The sequence below is a fragment of the Kribbella sp. genome (assembly GCF_035687465.1).
GTDB lineage: Bacteria > Actinomycetota > Actinomycetes > Propionibacteriales > Kribbellaceae > Kribbella.
The window spans coordinates 1-22,957 of record NZ_DASRXP010000469.1 but is presented as its reverse complement, the minus strand read 5'-3'; the positions used below and the strand labels follow the sequence as shown (position 1 = coordinate 22,957).

Sequence of the window (22,957 nt, the reverse complement as noted above, 5' to 3'; positions counted from 1 at the left end):
GGTCGGGTGGCACCGTGATCTCCGAGGTCGGTGCGAGCGTCGCAGAGGATATATCAGAGGCCTCAGGTGTTCGCGGATTGAACCTTGTTCATAACCGTCCTCTCGAACAACTCCTGTTCGACCGGAATCTTATGGGCGTCGATTTTAGATCGGCCTGTCTGGAGGCGAGCCGCTTCTTTGTCGCGCACATAGCGAACGAGATTTCCGCCGCATCGGAACTGGTCATCTTGAGTAAGGGATTGATGTACCAGCTTGCGGAGGCAGCGCGGTTGGAGTGTCAGCTGAATCTGCCGATGAACCTGATCGCCACCAGCCGTCAAGCCGTCACCAGCCAGGATGCGATGGTTGATGTTGCCTATTCGAGATTCGATGCTGGCGGCGAAACGCTGTTGATTGGCGACACGGTCGCCTCGGGCGCAACCATCGTGGCCGCGTTGGCCAAATACTGTTCGGAGCATGAACTCAAGAGACTGTACGTCTTCTCGTATGCCGGCGCATTGGTAGGTGCCGCCAGGGTATCTGAGTATTGTCGCGACCACGATATTGAGTTGACAATGCTGTTTGGGCTGGCAGCTTTCGGGTTAGGCTCGAACGGATTCGATCTATCGTTCCTGCATCCGCAGAGCATGGCCCGACAAGAATACATCGCTCGAGCGCGACGCCAGTTCGAGGGTCATCCTGTTTCGGCGGTCGGCTGGGACTTCGGGGCGCAGTCGATGTCCCCGGAGAAGTATCGCGAGTTGTGCTGGGTGGAGGCTAAGATGTGGGGCCTTGAAGGCTCCCAGTGCCTAGCTAAGGTGAGTCGCCCGGTGTCGTTTGCAAATATACGCAGTGAATCCGGCGCTTATGATGGAATCTTCAGTCCGGATGATTATTAAGTAGGCGGGGAATCGGTAGTTTGATTGAGGATTCGGTCGAGGGATTCTGCGGCCACTTGCTCGGCGGATTGATCAGCGGCGATGGTGTGCAACGGCCATCGCTGCCGAAATCGCGTCGTGAGTTCCTGCTCGGACTGATGATGTGAGGTGATACGCCTCGATGCTGCTGGATTGTCGGAGCGGGGCACCGGAATGGTCGAGGCGCAGGTTTCGTGCTTGCCGGTGGTTGTGTTTTCTCCGCATTCTTGGCAGATTGATCTTGCAGCAATTCTGCGGGAGCTGACCTCTGGCCGCGCCTGCAGGAGGATGCCAGTTACATTCGCGTCTGTCATGTCAATGGCAGCAAGGACTTCAGGAATGCCCTCGCACTGATTCAGATCCCTTGGGAAACCGTCGAAAACAATTCCTGAAAATGTTCCGTCGATGGATTCGACATGCAGCTGAAGTACTTCGCAATAGATATCGATGTCCATCGGCTGATTGCGCTCCAGCCGGAGAGATATCTCTGCCTGGATGGCGAGTCCGCCCGGTTCCGATGCGAGTTTGCGAAATACGTCTCCACTTCTGAACTCCCGTAGATTCAGACGCTCGGCGAGGAAGCTCGTGAGGGTTGTTTTGCCGGCACCCGGCGGACCGATAACGAAGATGGCAGACGACCTGTCCGGTGTCCCCATTTGGAGTACCTTTCCTTTCTCCGCGTGTGAGTCAAGAACTCGCGTGGGCCGCTATGCCGGACCAGTGCCGCTCTGGTCCGTCAGCCAGAGGCTGGTGAGGCCGCGGAAGTGGGCTAGGAACTTTTCTTGCTCGTGGAGGGGGTAGGTGGCGGCGACTGTCTCGCGGAGGATGCGGTCGAAGTCCTCGCCGGCGACCCAGTCTTTCAGCTGGTCGTCGAAGTGCGGGAGGTTGGCCGCGCACCACTCGTGGTACTTCGCGGTTTCGAAGTACTCGTCGGCCAGGACCAGGTAGGCCTCGATCTTGGCGTCGTAGTCGAGGGAGTCGTCGTCGGCGATCGCGAAGTACCGCTCGGTGTTCAGGTCGACCTTGGTCCGGCGGCCGGTCGCGAGGGAGAACACGGACCATTTCACCAGCGCGCTGATCGCCCACGGGAAGTAGTAGTGCAACGAGGTCACCGCGACGTCCGGGCAGGCGTTCGCATAGTCGATCGGGTGCACCGAGTCGCCCTTGACCAGCATCTCGCAGGAGTTGAACTCCCAGCCGAAGAAGGCGTTCACGATCCGGCTGATCGCCACCGCCTGGTGGCCGGCGGACGGGCTGAGGAAGTCGTGCGAGACGGCGTACCGGTTGTGCATCGGCTCGTCCGGCTGGAAGTCCATCACCATCGTCTCGGCGCCGATCGACAGCGCCCGGGCGAACTTGTCGTACTCGACCGTCGCCTGCAGGTGCATCAGCATCTCGCCGGACTCGTCGTACGCCTTGTGCAGGTCGTCGTTGTTGTTGATCCGGGAGACGCCGCGCCAGCCGCCGCCGTCGAACGGCTTCATGTACATCGGGTAGCCGAGGTCGTCCGCGATCGCGTCCAGGTCGAAGGACTTGTTGTACTTCGCTGACGTGTACGCCCAGCGCACGTTGTCCACCGGGTTCTTGTACGGCACCAGCACGGTCCGCGGGATCTTCAGCCCCAGCCGCAGCATCGCGCAGTACGCGCTGTGCTTCTCCATCGACTGGAAGGTGAACGGCGAGTTCAGGATGTAGGTGCCGTTCATCAGCGCGGCCTTCTTCAGCCACTCGCGCGGGTGGTAGTACCAGTACGCGAGCCGGTCGATCACCAGCTCGACCCGGACCGGATCGTTCAGGTCGAACGGCTCGATGCTGAGCCGCTCGGTGCCGAACTCGTGCGTCGTCCCGTTGCCGTCGCTGATGGGGCCGACCCGCCGCAGCAGCGCCTCGAAAGCCTGCGGCCAGTCCTCCTCGGCCCCGAGCAACAACCCGACTAGGTGCTGAGAGCGGTCAGCCATGGTGAGGCTCCTTAACAGAATCGGGGCAGGTGGTGGGCGAACTGCTTTTGCCACCATGGCCAGTCGTGAGCTACATCGTGGCCCCACAGATCCAGCTCGTGCGGAATACCTTTCGAGGCCAGTACTGCGGCCGTGGCGCGCGCCGACGGCAGGGAACCGGTCGGATGGGTCTCCCAGTCGCCCTGACCCACGGTGAGCACCAGGTAGACCCGGTTGCGCAACCACTCCAGGTGGTCGCCGTCCAGGTTGGGCAGGTAGTCCGCCGGGTTGTTGAAGTACATCGCCTCGCCACGCTCGCCCCAGGCGTGCCAGGCGGACGCGTCGTAGTTGCCGGACTGGCAGATCGCGATCGGGAACAGATCGGCCCGCTTGAGCGCGAAGTTGAGGGCATGGAAGGCGCCGAGACTGCAGCCGGTGGTGATGATGTCGGACGCGCCCGGGGTATCGCTGCCGATCGCCGGGACGACCTGGTTGAGGATCCACGACTCGTAGATCCCGTGCCGGCGAGCACGCTCTTCCAGCGGGATGGTGCGGTCGGACCAGCTCACGTGGTCGTAGGAGTCGACGCAGTACAGCTTCACCCGGCCGGCCTCGATCAGGTCTGCCACGGCCCCGACCATGCCGTTGTTCTCGTAGTCCCATGCGCGGCCCTGCTCGCTCGGGAACACCAGGACCGGCCGGCCGTAGTGGCCGTAGCGGATCAGCGTGCCGGGACGGTCCAGCCCGGGAGCCTCGAGTTCGACCTGCTCACGTTCCATGCAGCCTCCCCTGTCCGTCCCTGGATCCATAGGCTAGGGACACCCTCGCACGTCCTCACATTGTCTGCCTGGTCCCCGCGCGTCCGGTTAGTGTCCTGAGTCGGAAGGTCGTTGCTTCAGACTCAGGACACTAGGTCCAGACGCGGTTCAGCAGTTGGGTGAGGCAGGGATCGAGGACGTCGCGCCAGGCGGTGAAGTTGTGCATGTCCGGGGTCTCGTCGAAGCTGACGTCCAGCCCGAGCATGGTCAGGTGGGCGGCCATCACCCGGTTGTTGTGCACGTTCTCTTCAGGCGTCCCCGCGGTCATCCCGATCAACGGACGGCTCGGAGGCTCCGTTGCCGCGAGCACCGAGTTCACGAACCCGATGACCTCGGCGTAGTACTCGAACTTCGCCTCCTGCGGATCCGTCTCCAGCGTGAAGAACGACCCGGACTGCAGGAAGAGCCCGGCGAACGTGCCGGGGTGGTTCCACTCGGCGTACAAGGCCGCCAGCGCACCCAGACTCGCGCCCATCATCACCGGCAGCTTGCTCTTGTACTGCGCCGCAACCGCCGGCAGCACGTGCTTCGTCAGAGCCTCCGCGTACTCCGGATTCGCGGCGTACCAGAGATTCCGGGAAGTGGGCCGGACCAGCGCCAGCCGCAGCGGAGGCAAGGTGCCTTCGGCAACCATGGCGCCGAGGTAATGCGTCAGCCCTGCGTAGGCAGCGAATTCAGGACCGTCATGGGCCAACAGTAACGGCAGTTCGAATCCAGGGGCGATCCCGTCCGGCGCCCACACCTGCACGTCGATCGGTCCGAGCGGCGTCGGATCAACCGTCAGCGGCCGCGGACTACCTGCGATCGGCTCGACCGAGATCCAGTGCGGCTCGACGTAGCCGGGCAGCGGCAGCCAGGAGTGTTCACCGAAGGCCCCGCCGACCACCCGTGGGTTCGTCGGGTCGGTCCGCATCCCGGTGCCGGCGAGGTCGAACAGGTACTCCATCCGATGCACCGACGGTCGCGGCAACCGCAGTTCCCAGCCGAAGTCGACCGGCTTGAACTCCAGTTGTTCGGCTGCCAGCCCGAGCTCCTCCCACAACCGGACCCCCGGCAGCAGATGCTCCGGATCGCCGAGGCGGAACACGACCTCGGCCCCCTCCACCGCACTGACCACCGTTTCGGACATCCGAACACGGTACGTCGTGAACGTTGCGATCCAAGAACCCGCGCCCTGTCGCTGCCGCATCACAGTCCGTGAACACTGACAGGTTCTGTCAGGGGTGTGGTCTTAGGCTTGGCTGGAAGGATGTCGCACGAAGGGGAGTGAGTGGGATGGTCGGGCTGGCGGATATCCGAGCCGTGACCGAGGGGTTGCCGCGCAGCTACGAGGTGCTGGTCCGGGACCGGATCAAGTTCCGGGTCGGCCAGCTCGTCTATCTGGCGATGTCACGGGACGAGAAGCAGATGGGAATCGGTTTCCCGAAGGAGGAACGCGAGGCCGCGCTCGCGGCGTACCCGGACAAGTTCCTCCCACCCACCAAGTCCGACGAGCGTTTCCGGTGGATCGAGGTCGATCTGTCCGCCATCGACGAGACCGAGCTCCGCGAACTCGTCCTGGACGCCTGGCGGATGTGCGTTCCGAAGAAGGTCGCCGCCGAATACTTCGGCGAGTAACCGAACGCGGGCCGAGGGCAACAAAATGATCGGTTGTCATCCCTCGGGATGAGATGAGGTCCGCCCAGGGGCGACCTGCGTCACGTGGGAACCGTTCCTCGGGAGGATGGGTGTGGCGGCTTTGGCAGGCAGGCTTGAAAGTATGACCGGGGACTTCTTGCCACAACGCCGCCAGGCGTCACGCCTGACTCAGCTGTTGACTGTCGTAGTGCTCATCGCCATCGCCGCAGGCGCGATTTACGTGCTGACCTAAGCGTCCCAGCGGACGTCGGCCTCGCCCGGGCGGACGACTCCGGCCTCGTAGGCGACCACCACGGCCTGGACCCGGCTGGACAGGCCGAGCTTCGACAGCACGCTGCTCACGTGCGTCTTGACCGTCGTCTCGCTGACGAAGAGCTTCGCCGCCAGGTCCCGGTTCGAGAGCCCGCGCGCCATCCAGACCAGCACGTCGCGCTCCCGCTCGCTCAGCTGGGACAGCAACCCGGACCACCGCCCGTCCGGAGCGGGCGACGACACGGCCGCACTGTTGCCGACCTGCCGTTCCAACTCCACACAACGCTCCAGCAGCACCCGCGTCGAGGCCGGATCGACCAGCGAATCGCCCCGGTACACCGCCCGCACGGCCGCCACCAGCAGATCCGGATCCGTGTCCTTCAACAGGAATCCGGACGCACCGGCCCGCACCGCACTGAGGACATAGGCCTCGTCGTCGAACGTCGTCAGCACCAGTACTGCGGGTCGCTCCCGGCCCGCCTCCTTGTTGGCAGTGGTGATCCGCTCGGTCGCGATCAGGCCGTCCATCACCGGCATCCGGATGTCCATCAACACCACGTCCGGGTCGAACTGGTCGATCAGCCGGAGCGCTTCCGCACCGTCGCCGGCCTGCGCGACCGTGGTCAGGTCCGGCTCGTGGTCGAGGATCATCGCGAGCCCCATCCGGATCACGCCCTGGTCGTCGGCCACCAGGACCCTGATCTGTTCCGTCACCTCTGCGGCGGCAACCATGCCTGCACTCTCCATCCACCCAGTGGTCCGGCGGCGACGGCCAAGGTGCCGCCGCTCGCGTGCGCCCGTTCGCGCATTCCGATCAGTCCGTTGCCGCGGCCGCTCTCGTTGCGCCGCGCTCGTTCCAGCACGTTCACCGGCGGCGGTCCGCCGCTGCCGTTGTCGTCGATGGTCAGCAGTTCGCCCTGCGGCCCGCTCTGCCAGCTGACATGCGCCGCGGTCGCCTTCGCGTGCACCATCACGTTGGTCAGCGCCTCCTGAATGATCCGTACCGCGGTCAGATCCGTGGCCGAGGTGAGCTGCCGGCTGCGGGTCGGCAGACTCATGGTGACATCGACACCGACCGCTTTCAGCCGGTCACCCATCCGGAACACGTCGGCGAGGTCGGGGACCGGGGCGGTCTCGGCGCCGCCGCCGGGGGATGCGGTGTTCAGGACCCGTACGGTCTCCCGCATCGCGGTCAACGCTTCTTTGCCACTGGCAATGATCCAGCGGATCGCCTCCCGCAGCTCCTCCGGGCGCTCGTCCGCGACCCGATCGGCCGCCTGGGCACGGATCACCACCGCGCTCATGTGGTGCGAGACCACGTCGTGCAGGTCGCGGGCGATCCGGGTCCGCTCGGCGGCGGCCACCCGCTCCGCCTCGATCGCGCGCAGCCGGACCAGTTCGGCGTTGCGGTGCTCCAGCATCAGCAGGCTCTTGCGGCGGCGCAGGGCGTTCGCGCCGAGCAGCACCATCCCGCAGGTCAGCGCCTCGGCGAAGACGAAGAGCGAGAGGTCGACATAGCTGTACAGACTGGACAGGGTCCGCGGCAGCCGCTCGTACCGGTCGGTGACGATGCCGGGAGTACGGCTGAGCACGATCGCGACGACCGTCGGCAGCGCGATCATCAGGCCGGCCAGACTGCCCATCGTGAAGAACATGCAGGTGAACCGGCGGACCCCGCTCGACGCGGCGAGATAGCCGACCACCAGGAGCGGGACCAGGTGCAACTCGGACTGCAGCGCGGCGTTGCTGATCGCGGGCTGCCCGAAGATGCCGATCCCGATCTGCTCGGCCAGCCCGGTGCCGGCCGCGGCGTACAGGAACGGGTAGAGCACCGTGACGAAGACCAGGGTGATCCGTGGGATCGTCCGGACGAAGGCGACCGTGATCACCAGGAACACGCCGGTGATGAAGCTGACGCTGGGGTTGGCCGGCCGCAGCGTGCTGTTGTTGATCAACGCCAGGCCGCCGAACCAGACGACGCCGACCAGCGCCGCGAGCAGCAGATCCTGCTGCACGGACGGTAATCGGCGCCAGAGGGTCATCCGAGTGTTCCCGTCGGCGGTGTCGCTGATATCACTAGCTCAGCGTAGTCGGGCCTGCGGAGTGGTGGTTCCGTCACCCGAAGGGGCAGACTCTCCAACTTTCGGAGGAGACGGGACGTCCGACCCCATACCCAGGTCCGACTTCCGGCTACCGAGGACGGTCCCTGGGACCGATGCGAGCGCCACCCCGAACCGAGAGGCTGTACCCCATGACCAACGACCTGCCGCCGCGGCGCACCGTCTCGGTGCGGACCCGGTTGCTGTCCGTGACGGGGCTGGCCGTGGTCGCATCGCTGCTGATCTGGCACTCCCAGCTGTCCGACTTCCTCGGCTTCGATTCCGCCGACACCGAGCCGGTGGTCGCCGGTTCGGGGGCACCCGGCAGTACCAAGCCGCCGGTGGCCAAACGGACCGCGACGCCGCCGACCGCGAAGCCGACCAAGCCCCCGTCGACCAGGCCCCCGTCGAGCAAGCCGCCCAAGCCGAAGAAGACCCCGACCAAGGCGCCGAGCACGTCGTACGACGAATCCTCGACGGAAGGGCTCTCCAAGACCCTGAGGACGCGGCTGCTGAAGGCGATCGCCGCCGCCAAGACGGACGGGGTCACCATCAGCATCACCTCGGGCCGGCGCAGTGCGGCCAAGCAGCAGAAGCTGCTCGACGAGGCGATCCAGAAGTACGGCTCCTATCAGGCGGCGACCCGCTGGGTGCTGCCGCCGGAGTACTCGGCGCACGTCAAGGGCAAGGCGGTCGACATCGGCCCGCAGCTCGCGATGCAGTGGCTGAACCGGAACGGCTATCGCTACGGGATCTGCCGCCGCTACGACAACGAGCCCTGGCACTTCGAGGCGCTCACGACTCCAGGCAAGAAATGCCCACCTCGCGAGCCGCACGCGGTCGCGAAGGCCGACTGACCGAACCAAAAGGGGAGAACCATGACGATGACATATGCCCAGCCGGCAACCGTTCAGCCGCTGACCCGGACCCGCAACCGCTTCGTCGTACCGGCGCTGTGGCGGCAGGTGTTCGGCGGTGCGGCGAAGGAGGCGGCGAGCACGGAGCCGGACCGTTCGGCCTACACCCAGCTGGACATCTACGAGGGCCTGCTGAGCGCCTTCGACCGTCGCGCCGAGGTGCTGGCGGCGATCGCCGCCGCCCCCGACCGCGAGATCTCGGTACGCCGGGTCCGCGAGCTGCTCGAGGTCAGCTACCTCCAGGCGACCGCGGTCGTCGACTTCCCACCGCACGCGTTCACCGACGAGGCCCGCGACCGGATCGCCCGGCGCTCCGCCGAACTGCGGACCGCGCTGTACCGCTGAACCCGTCCGCCTGCAGGGGCGGACGCCCAGGTAGAAGAACAGACTCTCTGAACCGGAAGGAGGAAGTGCCACCGCCAACGGCCGGCCAGGCACGGGCAAGGGCTGAGGGGCCCCTCCCGCCGCCAGGCCGGCCGTCGCCGTTCAACTCCCGCTTACGTCCGCGCCCCGCGCTCGCGCCCCCGCGCTGTGCTCGCGACCCCGCCCCCGCTCCAACTCCCGCTTACGTCCGAAGAACTGGAGGGTCTGCCCTCCAGTTCTTCGGACGTAAGCGCTTTGGGTGGGCGGTGGGACACACCTTCGGGGTGAGCGGGTTGGGCTGGGTGGGGAGGATGGAGGGGTGATCACGGTTGAGCAGGCGAGGCGGTTGCGGAAGGCCGGGGCCCTGTGGGTGCCCGGGGCCGGGGATCGGTTCGTGGTACCGGACCGGGACATGGACGATGACGTGTTCGTGGTCAGCGACATGACGGTCGAGGTGCACGACTACCCGGGCGGGAAGGTGATCGGGTTCAACGGAACCACCGAATGGGCACTCGACAGCATCGAGCAGCGCGAGGTGGTCTGGTTGCCGCGCGAGGACCAGCTGCGGGCGTTGCTGGGCGAGCGGTTCGTCCGGCTAGAAGCGGTGCCCGAGGGCTATGCGGTCGAGACCAGCGACAGTAGATATGTCAACGAGGACGCCGAGCAGGCCTACGCGGAGGCCCTCCTGGACCTCCTCAACGGCTGACGGGGCGCCAGTACTGCTTCGAGTCCTTGTCCCGTACGACGTAGTCCAGCTTGGCGATCTCGTCCCGCAGTTCCCGCAGATCCGCCTTGCCCTTGGAGCCCTGCGAGAACGCCTTCGACCGAGCTCGCAGTACGGCGTTGACCGCGGGCGGGAGGTCGGGATCGTCCTCGACCCAGCGGCGGAACTGGTCCGCGTGCGGGTCCCCCTGGTCCGACCACGGATAGCCGTGCGCCCGGAACGCGGCAGGGATCTTCTTCGCCTCGGACTTCAGCTCGTCGTGCTTCTCGCGAGCCAGCTCATGCGACGCCGCGTCCTGGATCACGATCTCCTTACCGTCCAGGAAGACGACGGCCGCCTGCGTCCGGAGTACCCGCCGGGTCTGCTGGTTCTTGAGGAACTCGACGTCGGTGGTGGTAACGGTCACCTTCAGCGTGTCCTCCAGCGCCATCGCGGCGAGCAGGATGCCCGCGAGCAGGCCGAGCGCGGTGAAGATCCCGACGGCCCACCAGGCGTCCCACTTCGCGATCAGCTCGAGTGGGCCCTGCATCGGAACCCAGGACTGGTCTACCGCCCAGTCGGCGATCCTGGGCAGGAAGAACCCGAGCGCGATCCCGACCAGCGGCAGGCCGCCGTACAGGAGCAGCTTGTCCGCTGCCGAATGCCCGATCACTGTCTTGGTGTCCGTGGTCATCCCCGCTCCTTCCCGATCCGTCCGCCGAAACTAGCAGCGGGGCGGGGCCGGGTCACCGATTGAGACCGGCTGCGATACCGAAGTCGGGCACCTGACACTGTGGAAGAGACGAAAGTTGCCGATAGCCTCGAGGGAGACGCATGGCTGAGGGAATCTGGTTGCAGTTCCTGTCCGGACCGGAGATCGACTCGCTGGGGCTGACCCGGACCGAGATCGTGGACGCGGTCGAGGCGGCGGTCCGGGACCACGGCGAGGGGCAGACCAGCTTCGAGCCGCGGGTGCACCTGATCCCGGACAACGGCGGGATCGGTCACTTCAACATCCTGCGCGGGCACCTGAACCGCCTCGGTGAGCACGGGATCAGCGGCGTCAAGGTGGTCGGCGACTTCGTCCCGAACTACCAGGTCGGGCTGCCCAGCGAGCTGGCGATGGCGACGCTCTTCGACCCGACCACCGGGGTGCCGCTGGCGGTGCTCGACGCGACCATGATCACCGCGGCGCGGACCGGTGCGATGACGACGGTCGGGGCGCGGTACCTGGCTCGTCCAGACAGCAAGATCCTGGGTCACGCCGGCGCCCGCGGTACCGCGTGGTGGAACGTCACCATGCTCGACGACCTCTTCGACCTGGACGAGATCCGGGTGACGTCGCGCCGGCCGGAATCCCGCGAGAAGTTCGCGGCCGAGCTCTCGGCGGAGCTGTCCACGCCGGTGCGGGTGGTGGCGACCGCGGAGGAGGCGTTCGACGGCGCGGACGTGCTGGTCGAAGCCACCCGCCTGACCGAACCCGAACCACTCCTCCGTACTGCGGCCGTCAAGCCCGGCGCCTTCGTGGTCCCGTACGGCACGGTCAGCGCGGTCGAGTTGGACCTGCTCGACGTGATGGACAAGGTGGTCGTGGACGACTGGCGGGAGGCGCAGTCCGGACGGTTCGGTGCACTCCGCCGGCACGTCGACACCGGACGCCTGTCACCGGAGACCCTGTACGCCGAACTCGGGCAGATCGTGTCCGGCCAGAAGCCGGGTCGCCAGAACGATGCCGAACGCAACCTCTTCTGGCACCGCGGTCTGTCACTCCTGGACGTCGCGATCGCCCACCTGATCCTCCGCCGAGCCGAAGCAGCCGACATCGGCACCATGCTCAGATTCCACTGACATGCTCATCAACCAACCTGAAGACCTGACACTTGACTCGCCCCTCCCGATCGAGCTGTCCCAGAACCTCCTGGACCGCTTGGCGACCACGCGGAACGCCGTACTGGAGGCACTAAACGCAGGTGATCCCGTCTACGGCGTGAACACCGGCATGGGTGCCATGAGCAAGATCCGCCTGACCGACGAAGAACAACGCGTCCACCAACGCAACCTCTTGCTGGGGAGAGCCGTCGGCGGCCCACCCTGGCTCTCACCCGAAGAAGCCCGCGCGGTGATCATCACCCGCCTGAGAACCTTCCTCACCGGCGACGCCGGAGTCTCACCCGCCCTCTGCCAACAACTAGCAACCCTCCTCAACACCGGCTACATCCCCGCGATCCCCATCACCGGCTCCGGCTCAGCCGGCGAAATCATCCCCCTAGCCCACGCCTTCGGCCCCCTCATCGGCATCGGCTCCTTCGTCGCCCCCGGCGCGAGCCCTGCCCCGCCAGCTCCCGGCGCAGACGCCGCTCGCGGCGCCCCCGCCGCCTCTGGCGCAGGCGCGGCTCCCGCCGCCTCTGGCGCAGGCGCCGCCCTCGCCGTCTCCGGTGCGGACCTCGCTCCCAGCCTTGTGTCAGCAGAAGGAGTGCTGCCTCGTTTTGAGCTTGGGACCAAGGAAGGGATTGCGTTGTTGGCTGGTGTTCCTGGGGCGACTGGGCGGGCTTGGTTGCAGGTTGGGGTTGGGGAGCGGTTGGTGGAGCGGATGAGTTCGGTTGCCGCCGGCTCCATTGCCGTGATCGGTGCATCGCGGGATCCGTACAACCCCTTGTGTGGCAGGGGTGACGAGGTTCTGACCGACGAACTGAGTCGAATTCTCAGCCTTGCAGGCCCAGAAGATCACCCTCGCACTCTCCAAGCGCCGGTGTCGTTTCGTGTTGCGGGACAGGTGATCTCGCATGTCAGGCGCTCCATCACCCGCCTGGACGAGGCGGTCCACCGCGCGCTGAACGGGGTGACCGACTCGCCCGCCTTCCTCGACGGCACGTTCGTCGGCACCGCCGGCTTCCACGGCATCGACCTCGCCGCGCACTGCGATCAACTGGTAGCCGCCTTGGCCCACGCGGCCGAGGTATCAGCCGCACGCCTGCACAGATTGCTTGACCCTGCAGTGACGGGACTACCCGCGCAACTAGCCCACGAACCGGGCCCGCAAGCGGGATTGGTCGCAGTACACAAGAGGGCTGTGGCGTCCGTGCATCAACTGCGGCGCTTGACGTTGCCAGCAGCAATCGGTTCCATCGAAACCTCCAACGGACAAGAGGATGTGCAGAGCTTCTCATGGGAAGCCGTTGCCAACCTGGCCGAAGCGCATCGCCTCACCCGCGAGATCTTGGGGTGCGAACTGCTAGCCGTATACCAAGCCTTCAACCTCTCTAACCGCGAGGCCCCCGAAGGCCTGCGGGAGTTCCTCGCTGACGTGGCGGCCGTAGTACCGCCGATCGAGGCGGACCGCCCCTACGGCGAGGACCTGACCCGCCTGATCGATCACGCCCTCTGAGTAGCTGCTTACGTCCGAAGAACTGGAGGAACGTCCCTCCAGTTCTTCGGACGTCACCGGGTTTTCAGCTGTGGGTGACGCTCAGGTTGTAGATGGTGTTCTGGCCGTAGTTGCTGGTGTCGCAGGGGGACGAGTTGTCGCAGTTGGCCTGCGTGTAGACGCCGGCCTTGAAGTAGCCGGTGGTGAAGGTGACCGGGATCGTCGTCTGCAGAACGCCGTTGTAGTACGCCTTGATCGACCCGTTGCTGACCACGAACTTGGCCTGGAACCGGGTTCCGAGCACGTAGTTGCTGTTGACAAGCTTGTAGTGCGTGTCGTTGTCACGGGTGATGTAGAGCGCGGATCCGTCCAGCCGGAAGGTGGACCGGTCGTTGCCGTCGTGGATCTGCCCGACGACCACCTGTGGCTTGGTGTTCGGCAGGTGGTTGATGGCCTGGTCGATCACCATCGTGTGGGTGCCGGAGGTCGAGGACCACTTTGCCTCGGTGGTGCCGTTGGTCTGCATCTCCCGCAGCTCGGACCGGGCGTAGGTGGTGTTCGGCGTCTTCACCCCGTTCACCGCGTTGCGGAACTGGACCCCGTCACACGCCGAGTTCGGCTTGAACCAGGGCGACAGGACGTACGTGTTCAGCCGGGGACGGAGGATCTGCAGGACCTGGGTGCCGGACTGGGCCGGGTCGTCGACGGGCAGCTGGACCTTCCAGCGGGTCATGCTCAACACCTCGGCCGGATAGGTGCAGGCGGCGGCCGGTGCCGCCGACGAGGCGGAGGTGAGGAGGGTTGCGCTGGCGAAGAGAGCGGACAGAAGGGCAAGGGGGCGGGTACCACGCATGGTCAGGACTCCTTCTTCTCAAGGGTTGATGCTATGAGGCGTTACAGGACCTCCGGTCAGAACCTCTTGGTCTTGTCGACGATGTTCATCAGTTCTTCCCCGGCGACGAACCGCCGGCAGTTCTCGAGCAGTACGGCGTACCGTCGCTCGGCCTCATGCGGTCCGGCCCCGGCGACGTGCGGGGTGATCAGCACGTCTGGTCGGCTCCACAGCGGATGCTCAGGCGGCAGCGGTTCGGTCTCGAAGACGTCCAACGCGGCCCCGCCCAGCTGCCCCGCTTCCAGCGCGGCAGTCAACGCGTCCAGTTGCACGGTCGGACCGCGGCCCACGTTCACGAAGTACGCCGAGGACTTGAGGAGCTTCAATCGCCGGGCATCGATCATCCCCTCGGTGTCCGGCGTATGCGGCACGGTCAGGACGACCAGATCGGCCTCCGGAAGCTGTTGATCGAGCTCATCAACCGGCAGCACCGCCGCAAAACCAGGCGCCGCTGCTGGGCGTGCGTCAATACCTGTCACCGAGCAACCAAACGCATGAAGCAGCCGTCCGATCTCCTTGCCCACAGCACCGATTCCAACGATCAGGGCGGTCGAGTCCGCGAGCGAGGTCACCGACGTCGGATCCCAGTCCGGCTCCCACGTGGTGGTCTCCTGATCGCGGATGTACCGCGGCAGTCCCCGACACATCGCCAGCACCAACGCGAGCGTGTGAGCCGCCACGTGGTCGGTGTACGTATCCCGCATGTTCGTCAGCTGCAGCGGATGCGCGATCAGCGCCGGGGAGTAGAAGTCCGGCGGTGGCGCCGCCTGCTGCGCTTGCAACCACCGCAGCCGAGTGGTTGCTGCAAGCAACTCATCAGTCAGTACTCCGTACGCCGCGTCCGCCGTCCGCAACGCCGCAGCCGCGTCCTCCGCCCCTGGCCGGATCACAGTCAGTCCTGGTACGTCGGACATCAGCCGCTCGGGCCAATCCGCAGTACTGTCTCGCTGCGGTGGAGCCAGGACCAGGGTCGGGCTCATGCGGATCTCGCCTGCCCTGACTCGAGCACAGCAGCGCGAATCGCGGCCTGACGGGCAGGCGAAGCCAACCCGCCGTGGTAGTACCGCAACTGGGAAGCACCGGCCGCCACCAGCCGTGCGGCCAACGACGGAAGATCCGACGGCGTCTCACCGAGAGCGTTGACGTTGGCAACCAACGGCACGTCTGTCCGGGCCGCAGCGGCCTTCACCCGAGCGATCGCGGCCTCCTCGTCATCCCAGCACTTCACCACGAAGGCATCCGGCGGCTGCGTGAAGCCAGCAAGATCCACGCCGACGTCAGGACCTGTCACCTGCAGGTCATCGGTTGCCATCAGCAACACCTCGCGCCCACTGGCCAGTGCAGCCGCATCCCGAACCAGGCCAGAGATCACGTCGGTCCGATGGTCATAGAGCGCCTGGACCCGATCCGATCCAAGCGCCTCGATGAGACTGCCCCCAGCCGGTACGCCGTGCTGCAGCTCGCGATCGACTGTGGTCCGAATATCAGCTGCCAGTCGATCCACCTCGACACCGCGATCGGCCAAGTGGCGGGCGCAGGCGGCACACAGGCAGATCGAGAGTAGGTCTCGCGCGCAGCTCGAAAGATCGGCGCCCGAGGTCTTCTCATGGTGACTCGCGTGCTCGAACCCGAGCCAGCCGCACGCCTCCAGCATCACCGCGGGCACGTCGTACTGCTCGCAAACCTCCTGCACGAGCATCAGGGCGTACTCGCGCACGTCCTGCTGCGCGGGGCACAACGCATAGGCGAACCGCTCGCCAAAGGCGTTGCGAACAGCCAGATCCGGCGCGGACCGCCCGAGCAGGGACGAGTGCGTGAGCACCACCCAGGCCTCGGACCGCAGACCGACGGCGGCCAGGGCGGCAGTCGCCGTACCGAAGCGGTCCTCGTCCTCGACTCCCCAGCTCGGCGCCTCCGGTTGCAACCGGAGGGCACTCCAGCGGTCCGGCCGGATCCGGAAGTACGCTGCGGCGTGCTCCGCGTGGACGACCCGGTGCCGCGGGTTCCACGCCGTGGTCGCACGCACCGAGTGGTACGCCGCCTGCAGGGTGACCGTGTCGACGCCCAGGTCCGCGAACCGGGCAGCCGCGGCCGGGTCGCCGACGAAGTCCCAGGTGTAGGCGAAGGCGCCCTGGCTCACCATCGCGGGATCACCGGATCCCAGTCCGCCTGCACCGCCCGCATCGGCGTGATGTCGTCCCTCGTGTCGAACCCGCACTTCTCGTACTGCTCCGTCAACCGCGCCAGCGAGTCCAGATCGAGCTCGACTCCCAAACCCGGCCCCTCAGGAACCTTCACCGCACCATCAGCGAAGGTCAAAACGCCTTCCTGTACTACGTCCTCGACCAGATACGGGTAATGCGTGTCGCAGTCGTAAGTGAGCTCCGGAGTAGCGCCGGCCAGATGCGTCATGGCTGCCAGGCTGATGCCGAGATGCGAGTTCGAGTGCATCGACAACCCGATGCCGAAGGTCCGGCAGATCGCCGCCAGCTCGCGAGAACGGCGCAGACCGCCCCAGAAGTGGTGATCCGACAGCACCACCTGGACGGCGTCGGCCGCCACCGCGGGAGGCAGATGACTGAACGCGGTCACACACATGTTGGTTGCCAATGGCATCGACACCTGCCGGGCAACCTCGGCCATCCCATCGATGCCGCCGGTCGGATCCTCGAGGTACTCCAGTACGCCCTCGAGCTTCTTCCCGACCGCGATGCTGCTCTCCACGGTCCAGCCGGCATTCGGGTCGAGCCGCAGCGGGTGGTCCGGGAACGCGTCGCGCAAGGCGAGGATCACCTCGGCCTCGTCCTGCGGCGGCAACACGCCACCCTTGAGCTTCAGGGACTTGAAGCCGTAGCCGTCGACCATCCGGTGGGCCTGGGCAACGATGCCCTCGGCATCCATCGCCTCGCCCCAGTTGTCCGTCGGATAGTCCGGGAGCGGCGTGTGCGCGGCCGGCTTGAAGAAGAGGTACCCGCTGTACGGCACCGCGTCGCGGACCTTGCCGCCGAGCAACTCGACCACCGGCCGACCGACCGCTTTGCCGTGGAGATCCCAGCAGGCCACCTCGAAGGCGGAGAGGACCGTGGCTAGCGTCTTCTCGTCGCTCGCCTCGCCGACGAGACCATGCGTGGCCTGGCCCGCCGCTGCGCCGAGGGTCTCGCCGATGATCCGCTCGAGCCCGTTCAGGTCCAGCGGATCGAGCCCGGCGAGCCTCGGAGCGACCTTGCGCAATGCGGAGAGGATTGCGAGGTCGCCGTAGGTCTCGCCCAGTCCGGTCAGACCCTCATCCGTGCTGACCTGCAGGATCGAACGCAGCGCGTACGGCTGGTGGACCCCCTGGATGTTGCGCAGCGGCGGGTCCTTCATCGCGATCGGCGTGATGACGACCTCGGTGATCTTCATGCGGAAGCCTTCCGGACGACAGTGAGACCTTGCTCCAGGATCTGGTCGAGCTCCTCCAGGTGCTCCGGCAGGGGGTCGGTCAGGGGCGACCGGACCGACCCGACCTCGGTCCACCGCCGCCGCACGGCCGCCTTGACCAGCGAGACGGCATACCCCGCTCCCTTGTCCCGCAGCCGGACCAGCGGCAGATAGAACTCAGGCAACAACTCGTCCAGCCCGGCCTCGTACGCGTGCGCGATCTCCGGGGCAAAGCAATGCACAGCCGACGAATACGCCCGTACTCCGATCGCCGCGTACGAGCGAGCGGTCACCTCGGCCGTGGGGAGTCCGTTGAAGTAGGTGAGCGCAGGAGCCACCGCCATCATCCGCTGGAGCAGATCGAGATCGCCCAGACCGTCCTTGAACCCGACCACCCCAGGGATCTGGGCGAGCTCGGCCACACTGTCGGGGGTGAAGATCGCGTTGTCCCGCTGATAGGCGATCAGCGGCAGTCCGGCGGTCGCAGCGAGTGCCCGGAAGTGGTCGAGCAGGCCCTGCTGCGAGGGTTTGATCAGGTAGGGCGGCAGTACCAGCAGCCCGTCCGCCCCGGCCTCCTTCGCCGCGGCGGCGAACTGCCTGGCCATCGCGGTGCCGTAGCCGGTCCCGGCGAACACGGGTAACGCGCCTGCGGCCTCCTCCACCGCGGCGCGCACCGCGGCGGCGTACTCGTCGAGGGTGAGGGAGAAGAACTCGCCGGTCCCGCAACACGCGAAGATCGCCGCGGGCCCGGCGTCGATCTGGTGCCTCAGGTGCTCGCGATACGGGCCGACGGCAAGTTCACCGTCGGTGTCGAAAGCCGTGACGGGAAAGGACGAAAGACGATCCAACTGCATAAGGTCACCCCTTGGTGGCGCCGGCCAGGCCGCGCACGAAGTAGTTCTGGAAGATCAGGAAGACGATCAGCATCGGTCCGAACGAGATGGTCATGGCGGCCGCGAACCCCGACCAGTCGACCGAGTGCTCACCCCGGAACGAGAGCATCCCGACGGCCAGGTTCTGGAGCTCGGGTTGGCCGAGGGTGAAGACCAGTGGGATGTTGAACTCGTTCCAGTTGCTGACGAACTGGAAGATCACCACCACGGCGATCACCGGCTTCGCCAGTGGCAGGATCAGCCGGAAGGTGCGCAGGAAGCCCGCGCCGTCCAGCTTGGCCGCGTCGAACAGGTCGCTCGGCACGGTCGCGAAGAAGCCGGCGAACATCAGCACGTAGAGGGCACCGGCCGACCCGGACATCGCCAGGATCACCCCGGCCCGGGTGTTCAGCAGCCCGAGCTGTTCCACCAGGACGAACTGCGGAACGATGATCGAGGCGACCGGGATGAAGAGGGTCGCGATGATCAGGCGATGCAGGAGCACCCGGCCCGGGAAGTCGTACCGGGCCAGGACGTAGCCGCAGAGCGCCGACTTGACCAGTTCGACGAAGGTCGAGACGACGGAGTACAGGACGGTGTTGGCGAAGAACTGGGAGAACCCGGCATTCACCCAGGCCCGGCGGAAGTTGTCGAAGTTCAGCTGGTCCGGGATCAGGCCGGCCCCGCCGGTGAAGACGCCGGCCTGGGTCTTGAAGGACGCCGAGATGGTCCAGAGGAACGGATAGATCCAGATCAGCGAGATCAGCAGCAGGATCGGAATGGCGACCAGGTTCAGCCGCAGCCTTCGGGAACGAGCGGTGGTCGCCATCAGACGCCGTACTCCTTCCGCAGTTTCTGTGCACGGCGGACGAAGACTCCCTGGCTGGTGACCAGGACGAAGGCGATCACCGAGAAGATCAGCGCCGCGGCGGACGCGTAGCCGTACGAGAACGGCACGCTGCCGAACGCTTCCTGGTAGATGAAGTACGAGACGACGTACGTGCTCGTGCCGGGGCCGCCACCGGTGAGTGTGACGACCAGGCCGAAGACGTGCATGGCGTTCACCAGCGCGAGCAGCAGGATCACCACCGCGACCGGCTTGATCATCGGCAGCGTGATGAGGGTGGCCTTCTGCCACTCACTCGCCCCGTCGATGTCGGCGGCCTCGTAGACCTCCTCCGGCACGTTCTGCAACGCGGCCATCCAGTAGATCATGTACTGGCCGAAGATCTGCCAGATCGAGACGAGCACGATCACGATCAGCGCACTCCACCGCCCCGCGAACACGTCGACCGGCTCGTCCACGATGTGCAGATCCAGCAGCAAGGCGTTCAGCGCGCCGTTCGACGGGTTCAGCAGGTAGGTGAAGACCAGCCCGGCCATCGCGACCGGGATGATCAGCGGCGCGAAGAAGACGGTCCGGAACAGCTTCGTCCCCCGCAACCACTTCCTCGTCAGGACGATTGCCATCAGCAACGACAGTGGCAGTTTGATGACGGTGTTCAGGACGGCGAAGATCAGCGTGTTGACCACCGCCAGCCAGAACAGCTTGTCGTTCAGGATCGAGTTGTAGTTGCCGACCCCGACGAAGTCGTTGATCGGGCCGATCCCGTCCCAGTCGAAGAACGAGTAGTAGATCGTCGCGATCAACGGCCACAGGGTGAAGCCGAGGTACAGCAGCAGGAACGGCGCGAGGAAGACGAAGACCCACAGTTTGTCGAAGCCGCGGACCTGCTCGCGGTTCGGATCCGGAGTACGGCGTCGCCTCGTCCGGCGCGGGGCCTGGACGGCCTCCGCGAGGACGGCTGGTGGTGAAGCCTCGGTGGTCGCCGCCATCAGCGCTTGTACTTGTCGAGACCGTAGTCGGTCGTATAGGTCCAGTCCGGGAAGGTGTAGCAGTCCTTCGACACCTTCAGACCGGCAGCCGCCTCCTCCTTGAGGGTCTTCTCGAAGATGTCCTGGCGTTCCTTGACCAGCTGGGACGCGAGCGGTTGCAGGGGCTTCTTGCCGACCAGCGCCTCGACCATCACCTCGTACTCACCCGACGGGCGCTTGGCGGTGGCGTTCAGATACGCCTTCGACTTGGCCAGGTCCGGGCACTTCAGCACCGGGACCGGGACGTTCACCCGGAAGCCAGGCGTCTCGGCGATCTTCATGATGTTCAGCAGCGCCGGGTCGGTGACCAGCAACTTGTTGTCGGCGAACGCGAGGGTGCCGAAGCCGGCCTTGTAGTACTCCTTGACGAAGAAGCCCTCCGGGTCCGTCATCCAGTTGAGGAAGTCCCAGGACTTCTCGTGCTGGCTGGTCTTGGAGCTGATCCAGTACTTGTTGCCGTCCTGCTGGCGAGCTAGGGCGCCGGTGGATCCGCTGTCCGGGTTCGGATGCGGCGCCACGACGTACTTGTCGCTGCTGAAGCCCTGGCTGGTCCACACGCTCGGCATCCAGGTGCCGTCGAAGTAGATCGCGGCCTGGTCCGCGGCGAACTGCTGCCGGGAGAAGTCCTTGTCGTTGGTGCCCGGGGCGAGGTAGCCGGACTTGTTCAGGTCCTGGATGTAGTCGAAGGTCTTCAGGGCCTGCGGGTCGTCGAGGGAGAACTTGCCGGTCTTCAGGTCGAAGAACTGGTCGTTGCGCTCACCGGGGGCGAGGGCGAACCAGATTCGCTGCAGCTCGCGGCCTTTGCTCGGCGAGGCGATGCACTCGGCCTTGGTCGCCTCCTTGACCTTGGCGCAGGCGTTCTTCAGGTCGGTCCAGGTCTTCGGCGGGTTGTTCGCGTCCAGACCGGCCTGCTCGAAGATCTTCTTGTTCACGTACATGTAGCCCGGGCCCCAGTACAGGTTCTCCGAGAAGGGGAAGCCGTAGGTCTTGCCGTCGGACTGGTTGATGCCGTCGATGAAGGAGCCGGCCGGCCAGCGCTTGAGGAAGTCTTCCGGCACTGTGCCGCTCGGGGTCAGCGGCTTGATCCACTCCTGGGAGAGCAGCTGGTTCATGTTGTTCGGGCCGGAGTCACTCCAGTAGAAGATGTCCGGCGCCTGGTTGCTCTGGAAGGCCAGCGGCAGCGTCCTGGTGTACTCCGCCTGGGTGATCGAGCGCCACTCGATCTTCACGTCCGGGTGCTGCTTGGTGTACTCGGCGGCGACCTTCTTGTGGAAGTCGACCTGCTCGGCCGAGAAGTCCCAGATCTTCAGGGTGACGGTGCCCCCCTTGCTCTCGGCCGCGTCCGGGCTGGTGCCGCAGGCGGTGGTGATCAGGGCGAGTGTGGCCGCCAGGCCGACGGTCGCCGTGACGGCCTTGGTCGCAAGCCGTAGTGACTTCATGGAGCCCTCCTCGGGGGCTGGTGCGGAGATGCCGGCGCCGGGTCGGTAAGCGCTTGCCACGGGAGAGTAGTCCTCGGGAGGTGGTCGGGCAAGACTTCATGTGAAAGCGATTTCAGAAAAGTATGTTCACCCATTCGGTGGCTAAACTCGCCGCAGGCTTGCGTCCCGGCCTGGTCGTCGGCGAGGCTGTGCAAGCGCTTTCTGAGGAAGGGAGAGGTGCGTGCAGAACCGGTCGGGCCGATCGCCCCGCGTCACCATCAGCGATGTCAGTACTGCGGCCGGGGTGTCCGCGGCCACCGTGTCGCGGGTGCTGAACGGCACCGCCAAAGTGGACTCGTCACTCGTCAGCCGGGTGCACGATGCCGTCCGCGAGCTCGGCTACCGGCCGAACGCCGCGGCCCAGGGACTGGCTCGCGGTGAATGGGGCACGATCGGCGTACTCGTGCCAGATCTGGCGAACCCGTACTTCCCGGACGTGCTGAAGGCAGTCTCCGCGGTCGCCAAGGCAAATGGTCGCCGGATGATGGTGATGGAGTCCGACGAGACTCCGGCCGCCGAGCACGACCTGGTGGAAGACCTGATGCGCTGCTGCGACGGCGTACTGCTGTGCTCGCCGCGGATGTCGCGCGAAGAGCTGGTCGAGCTCGCCGGCCGGGATCACCCGATGGTCCTGTTCAATCGGGTGGTGCCGGGACTCTCGGTGCCGTCGATCTCGGTGGACTTCCACGGCGGCATGACCCAGGTCTGCGGGCACCTGGCGCAACTCGGGCACAGGCGCGCGGTGTACCTGAGTGGTCCACCCGCCTCCTGGGCGAACACCGAACGCGTCCGCGCCTTCGAAGGAGCCCGCGCGTTCGGGCTGGAGGTGAGCGTGATCGAGTGCGGAGCCACCAGCCAGGCCGGGTACGACGCTGTCGCAGGCGCACTGGAATCCGACGCCACGGCAATCCTCGGCTACAACGACCTGGTTGCCCTAGGCGCCCTTTCTCGTCTGCAGGAGCTCGGTGTCTCCGTCCCATCCGAGCTGTCGGTGGTCGGCTTCGACGACATCTCCCTCGACCGGGTCGCCCACACCAACCTCACCACCGTCTCCGTTCCGCGCGGCCAACTGGGCCACCATGCCGGCGAAATCCTCGAACAACTCCTAGTCCACGGCTACGACGCACCCCCGCTCTACCTCCCCATGACCCTCCACCCCCGAGACACCACCGCACCCCCACCTCGCGCCTGAAACCCGCAGACATGGTGAGCCGAGTCTTCAGGTAATTGCTGCCAGCAACTGTGATTGGTGATTGGTGGGTGCGGTGATGCATTGGCGGTGTGGTTGCCGTCGGGGTGCATTGGTGCTGTGGTTGCGCGGGTGCATTGGCAGTGTGGTTGCGCGGTCTCCGCTGCGGGAGTGTGCTAGTCGACGGGGTGCGCGTCAAGGGCGCTTCGCGGCCCTTCGGGCTCGAACAAGTTCGACCCTTGAC

General features: G+C 65.9%; 23 protein-coding genes. 8 read left to right on the top strand and 15 right to left on the bottom strand.

Annotated elements, in window-relative coordinates:
* Positions 1-14 precede the first annotated feature (14 nt).
* A complete protein-coding gene (locus VFG33_RS24680) occupies positions 15-878 on the top strand; it encodes a hypothetical protein (RefSeq protein ID WP_325055323.1) in 864 nt (287 codons plus the stop codon).
* Here VFG33_RS24680 and VFG33_RS24675 read toward each other — a convergent pair.
* From VFG33_RS24675 to VFG33_RS24660, 4 genes are all read right to left on the bottom strand, one after another.
* Positions 875-1,552, bottom strand: a complete 678-nt coding sequence (locus VFG33_RS24675; protein ID WP_325055322.1) for a nucleoside monophosphate kinase — start codon at positions 1,550-1,552, stop codon at positions 875-877. The genes VFG33_RS24680 and VFG33_RS24675 overlap by 4 nt on opposite strands.
* A 51-nt stretch (positions 1,553-1,603) precedes the next feature.
* Positions 1,604-2,854: an ATP-grasp domain-containing protein gene (locus VFG33_RS24670; RefSeq protein WP_325055321.1), complete on the bottom strand. Its 1,251-nt coding sequence runs from the start codon at positions 2,852-2,854 to the stop codon at positions 1,604-1,606.
* Between the two features lie 11 nt (positions 2,855-2,865).
* Entirely contained in the window at positions 2,866-3,612 is a 747-nt protein-coding gene (locus VFG33_RS24665; protein ID WP_325055320.1) for an esterase family protein, read from the bottom strand.
* Between the two features lie 130 nt (positions 3,613-3,742).
* On the bottom strand, positions 3,743-4,780 hold the full coding sequence (locus tag VFG33_RS24660) for an alpha/beta hydrolase (protein WP_325055319.1): 1,038 nt from the start codon (positions 4,778-4,780) through the stop codon (positions 3,743-3,745).
* A gap of 146 nt (positions 4,781-4,926) precedes the next feature.
* On the opposite strand from VFG33_RS24660, the gene VFG33_RS24655 reads away from it, so the two are divergent.
* Entirely contained in the window at positions 4,927-5,268 is a 342-nt protein-coding gene (locus tag VFG33_RS24655) for an MmcQ/YjbR family DNA-binding protein (RefSeq protein WP_325055318.1), read from the top strand.
* Positions 5,269-5,517: 249 nt separating this feature from the next.
* On the opposite strand, the gene VFG33_RS24650 is transcribed toward VFG33_RS24655, so the two are convergent.
* Positions 5,518-6,255: a response regulator gene (locus VFG33_RS24650; protein ID WP_325055332.1), complete on the bottom strand. Its 738-nt coding sequence runs from the start codon at positions 6,253-6,255 to the stop codon at positions 5,518-5,520.
* Positions 6,252-7,583 (bottom strand): sensor histidine kinase, encoded by a 1,332-nt coding sequence (locus tag VFG33_RS24645; protein WP_325055317.1) that lies wholly within the window; start codon positions 7,581-7,583, stop codon positions 6,252-6,254. Before VFG33_RS24645 ends, VFG33_RS24650 begins: the two co-directional genes overlap by 4 nt.
* A 209-nt stretch (positions 7,584-7,792) precedes the next feature.
* On the opposite strand from VFG33_RS24645, the gene VFG33_RS24640 reads away from it, so the two are divergent.
* From VFG33_RS24640 to VFG33_RS24630, 3 genes are all read left to right on the top strand, one after another.
* Positions 7,793-8,497 carry a M15 family metallopeptidase gene (locus VFG33_RS24640; RefSeq protein ID WP_325055316.1) on the top strand — a complete coding sequence of 235 codons (705 nt, stop codon included), beginning with the start codon at positions 7,793-7,795 and terminating at the stop codon, positions 8,495-8,497.
* Between the two features lie 21 nt (positions 8,498-8,518).
* Positions 8,519-8,902, top strand: coding sequence for a hypothetical protein (locus VFG33_RS24635; protein WP_325055315.1), 384 nt, complete (start codon positions 8,519-8,521; stop codon positions 8,900-8,902).
* Positions 8,903-9,239: 337 nt separating this feature from the next.
* On the top strand, positions 9,240-9,626 hold the full coding sequence (locus VFG33_RS24630) for a pilus assembly protein CpaE (protein WP_325055314.1): 387 nt from the start codon (positions 9,240-9,242) through the stop codon (positions 9,624-9,626).
* Here the strand turns inward: VFG33_RS24630 and VFG33_RS24625 are convergent.
* Positions 9,616-10,317, bottom strand: a complete 702-nt coding sequence (locus tag VFG33_RS24625; RefSeq protein WP_325055313.1) for a YqeB family protein — start codon at positions 10,315-10,317, stop codon at positions 9,616-9,618. The genes VFG33_RS24630 and VFG33_RS24625 overlap by 11 nt on opposite strands.
* Before the next feature lie 140 nt (positions 10,318-10,457).
* Here VFG33_RS24625 and VFG33_RS24620 point away from each other — a divergent pair, with 140 nt between their 5' ends.
* Entirely contained in the window at positions 10,458-11,471 is a 1,014-nt protein-coding gene (locus VFG33_RS24620) for an ornithine cyclodeaminase family protein (RefSeq protein WP_325055312.1), read from the top strand.
* Between the two features lies 1 nt (position 11,472).
* Entirely contained in the window at positions 11,473-13,008 is a 1,536-nt protein-coding gene (locus VFG33_RS24615) for an aromatic amino acid lyase (protein WP_325055311.1), read from the top strand.
* 64 nt (positions 13,009-13,072) lie between these two features.
* Here VFG33_RS24615 and VFG33_RS24610 read toward each other — a convergent pair whose 3' ends face one another.
* Genes VFG33_RS24610 through VFG33_RS24575 form a run of 8 tightly spaced genes read right to left on the bottom strand, consistent with a single transcriptional unit; the run spans position 13,073 to position 21,485 of the window.
* Positions 13,073-13,840: a polysaccharide lyase family 7 protein gene (locus VFG33_RS24610; protein ID WP_325055310.1), complete on the bottom strand. Its 768-nt coding sequence runs from the start codon at positions 13,838-13,840 to the stop codon at positions 13,073-13,075.
* A 56-nt stretch (positions 13,841-13,896) separates the two neighbouring features.
* Positions 13,897-14,859, bottom strand: coding sequence for a D-2-hydroxyacid dehydrogenase (locus VFG33_RS24605; protein WP_325055309.1), 963 nt, complete (start codon positions 14,857-14,859; stop codon positions 13,897-13,899).
* Positions 14,856-16,022 carry a hypothetical protein gene (locus tag VFG33_RS24600; protein WP_325055308.1) on the bottom strand — a complete coding sequence of 389 codons (1,167 nt, stop codon included), beginning with the start codon at positions 16,020-16,022 and terminating at the stop codon, positions 14,856-14,858. The genes VFG33_RS24605 and VFG33_RS24600 overlap by 4 nt, the downstream gene beginning before the upstream one ends.
* Positions 16,016-17,281, bottom strand: coding sequence for a glucarate dehydratase family protein (locus tag VFG33_RS24595; RefSeq protein ID WP_325055307.1), 1,266 nt, complete (start codon positions 17,279-17,281; stop codon positions 16,016-16,018). Before VFG33_RS24595 ends, VFG33_RS24600 begins: the two co-directional genes overlap by 7 nt.
* Positions 17,278-18,153 (bottom strand): 5-dehydro-4-deoxyglucarate dehydratase, encoded by an 876-nt coding sequence (locus VFG33_RS24590; RefSeq protein ID WP_325055306.1) that lies wholly within the window; start codon positions 18,151-18,153, stop codon positions 17,278-17,280. Before VFG33_RS24590 ends, VFG33_RS24595 begins: the two co-directional genes overlap by 4 nt.
* 4 nt (positions 18,154-18,157) lie before the next feature.
* Positions 18,158-19,000, bottom strand: coding sequence for a carbohydrate ABC transporter permease (locus tag VFG33_RS24585; protein ID WP_325055305.1), 843 nt, complete (start codon positions 18,998-19,000; stop codon positions 18,158-18,160).
* Positions 19,000-20,007 (bottom strand): carbohydrate ABC transporter permease, encoded by a 1,008-nt coding sequence (locus tag VFG33_RS24580; RefSeq protein ID WP_325055304.1) that lies wholly within the window; start codon positions 20,005-20,007, stop codon positions 19,000-19,002. The genes VFG33_RS24585 and VFG33_RS24580 overlap by 1 nt, the downstream gene beginning before the upstream one ends.
* Complete coding sequence (locus tag VFG33_RS24575) at positions 20,007-21,485, bottom strand: ABC transporter substrate-binding protein (RefSeq protein WP_325055303.1); 1,479 nt, start codon at positions 21,483-21,485, stop codon at positions 20,007-20,009. Before VFG33_RS24575 ends, VFG33_RS24580 begins: the two co-directional genes overlap by 1 nt.
* 220 nt (positions 21,486-21,705) lie before the next feature.
* Between VFG33_RS24575 and VFG33_RS24570 the strand changes: the two genes are divergently transcribed.
* Positions 21,706-22,716: a LacI family DNA-binding transcriptional regulator gene (locus VFG33_RS24570; protein WP_325055302.1), complete on the top strand. Its 1,011-nt coding sequence runs from the start codon at positions 21,706-21,708 to the stop codon at positions 22,714-22,716.
* Positions 22,717-22,957 lie beyond the last annotated feature (241 nt).